Here is a 2,002-nt window from a genome sequence, read left to right as displayed (position 1 = left end):
GGGCCGCACCGCCGCCGACGTGCGCAGCCTGGCGTCGTTCTCGGTGGCGGCCGCGCAAGTGCGGCACTGGGTCGCCACCCACTTGCCCGAGGCCGAGCTGCGGCCCGCGTACTCCAATGCCGACGCGGCGCGGCAGGTGGCCGAGGGCCAGGCCGACGCCGCGGTGACCTCGCCGCTGGCGGCCGCCCATTGGGGGCTGGCCGCGCTGGCCGAGGGCGTGGTCGACGAACCCAACGCCCGCACCCGCTTCCTGCTGGTGGGCCTGCCCGGGCCGCCGCCGGCTCGCACGGGCGCCGACCGCACCGCGGTGGTGCTGCGCATCGACAACGCTCCCGGGGCCCTGCTGGGCGCGCTGACCGAATTCGGGATCCGTGGCATCGACCTGACGCGCATCGAATCCCGGCCGACCCGGACCGCGCTGGGCACCTACATGTTCTTCGCCGACTGTGTGGGTCACATCGACGATGACGCCGTCGCCGAGGCACTCAAAGCGCTGCACCGTCGTTGTGCCGATGTGAGATACCTGGGATCTTGGCCGACCGGCTCGCCCGCCGGTGTGCTGCCGCCGCCGGCCGACGAGGCGGCGCGCTGGCTGGCGCGGCTACGCGAAGGAAAACCCGAGATCGCGGCCGGGGGAATGGAGCCATGAGCGGGCGGCTGGTGCTACTCCGACACGGCCAGTCCTACAGCAACGTCGAACGCAGGCTCGACACCCGCCCACCCGGGGCGGAGCTGACGCCGCTGGGCCGCGACCAGGCCCGCGCTTTCGCCCGCGGCGCGGAACGGCCGGCGCTGCTGGCCCACTCGGTGGCGACCCGCGCGTCGCAGACCGCAGGGGTGATCGGCGGCGAACTCGAGATGGCGCCCATCGAGGTGCCCGGCGTTCACGAGGTGCAGGTCGGCGGGCTGGAAAACCGCAGCGATGACGATGCGGTCGCGGAATTCAACGCGATCTACGAGCGATGGCATCACGGCGATCTCGACATACCGTTGCCCGGCGGGGAAACAGGCAACGACGTGTTGGACCGCTACGTGCCGGTGCTCACCGAGCTGCGCCTGCGCTACCTCGACGACCACGATTGGACGGGCGACATCGTCCTCGTGAGCCACGGCGCGGCCATCCGGCTGGCCGCCGCGGTGCTGGCCGGCGTGGACGCCGGCTTCGCGCTGGACCACCACCTCGACAACGCCGAATCGGTGGTGCTGGCGCCGATCACCGACGGGCGGTGGAGCTGCCTCCGGTGGGGGACCCTGACGCCGCCGTTCTATCCCGAGGCCGACGCGACCCCGGTCGCGGACGCGGTGCACTCGAGCACCGACCCCATGGGCTGACGGTCGGTCAGACGGCGAGCGCGATGACTTCGGAGCATCCGCAGCCGACGGCGTCGCAGTCGACGACGAAGGCGTGCGGCAACAGCTCGGGGCTGAAGCAATCCGGCTCGGTGCACTCCGAGCGGCGCAGTGAATGGCGAATGATGGTGCCGTGACAGTGATCCAAGCCTGCCCGGCAGTCACGGCAGTCAGCACTCATAACCCGTTCATAGCACCGGCGGCGGACAAATCCGGGATGCCGCGCCCATAGAACCGGCCGACGTGTCGTCAGGCCCAGCCCAGTTCCTCGAGCCGCTCGTCGTCGATGCCGAAGTGGTGGGCGATCTCGTGGATCACCGTGATCGCGACCTCCTGGACGACGTCGTCGTCGGACTCGCAGACGTCCAGCAGCGCCTCGCGGTAAATGGTGATGGCGTCGGGCAGCGATCCGGCGTAGTCGGAGTCACGCTCGGTCAGGGCGACCCCTTCGTACAGCCCGAGGAGTTCGCCGTCCTCGGGGTGGCGATCCTCGACCAGCACGACGACGTTGTCCATCGCGGCCGCCAGCTCGGGAGGGATCAGGTCGAGCGCGTCGGAGACCAATTCCTCGAACCGATGCGGATCCATCCGCACGGGCACTCGGCTAGCCCCCGGCGGGTGGCGCGGCGGGGGGTGCCTCCGGCGGAGGGTT

General features: G+C 71.1%; 3 protein-coding genes and 1 pseudogene. 2 read left to right on the top strand and 2 right to left on the bottom strand.

Annotation, left to right across the window (positions count from 1 at the left end; all coding sequences use genetic code 11):
- Both pheA and A5681_RS24505 read left to right on the top strand, forming a co-directional pair.
- The coding region (pheA, locus tag A5681_RS24510) for a prephenate dehydratase (protein WP_067281977.1) at positions 1-649 on the top strand (649 nt) is incomplete at its 5' end.
- Positions 646-1,332 carry a histidine phosphatase family protein gene (locus A5681_RS24505; RefSeq protein WP_067281974.1) on the top strand — a complete coding sequence of 229 codons (687 nt, stop codon included), beginning with the start codon at positions 646-648 and terminating at the stop codon, positions 1,330-1,332. The genes pheA and A5681_RS24505, both read left to right, overlap by 4 nt.
- A 7-nt stretch (positions 1,333-1,339) precedes the next feature.
- Here the strand turns inward: A5681_RS24505 and A5681_RS24500 are convergent, their stop codons facing one another.
- Positions 1,340-1,531 (bottom strand): hypothetical protein, encoded by a 192-nt coding sequence (locus tag A5681_RS24500; RefSeq protein WP_067281970.1) that lies wholly within the window; start codon positions 1,529-1,531, stop codon positions 1,340-1,342.
- Positions 1,528-1,950 (bottom strand): annotated as a pseudogene (locus A5681_RS24495) (metallopeptidase family protein). The gene A5681_RS24500 and the pseudogene A5681_RS24495 overlap by 4 nt, the downstream one beginning before the upstream one ends.
- Between the last annotated feature and the right edge of the window lie 52 nt (positions 1,951-2,002).

It is taken from the genome of Mycobacterium scrofulaceum, assembly GCF_001667885.1.
Classification (GTDB): Bacteria; Actinomycetota; Actinomycetes; order Mycobacteriales; family Mycobacteriaceae; genus Mycobacterium; species Mycobacterium scrofulaceum_C.
This window is presented reverse-complemented; position numbering and strand designations above follow the sequence as displayed.

What these genes read in the sequence shown, in the direction of transcription:
- A5681_RS24505 (WP_067281974.1), top strand. Translation starts at nt 646, where the DNA reads ATGAGCGGGCGGCTGGTGCTACTCCGACACGGCCAGTCCTACAGCAAC.
- A5681_RS24500 (WP_067281970.1), bottom strand. Translation starts at nt 1,531, where the DNA reads ATGAGTGCTGACTGCCGTGACTGCCGGGCAGGCTTGGATCACTGTCAC.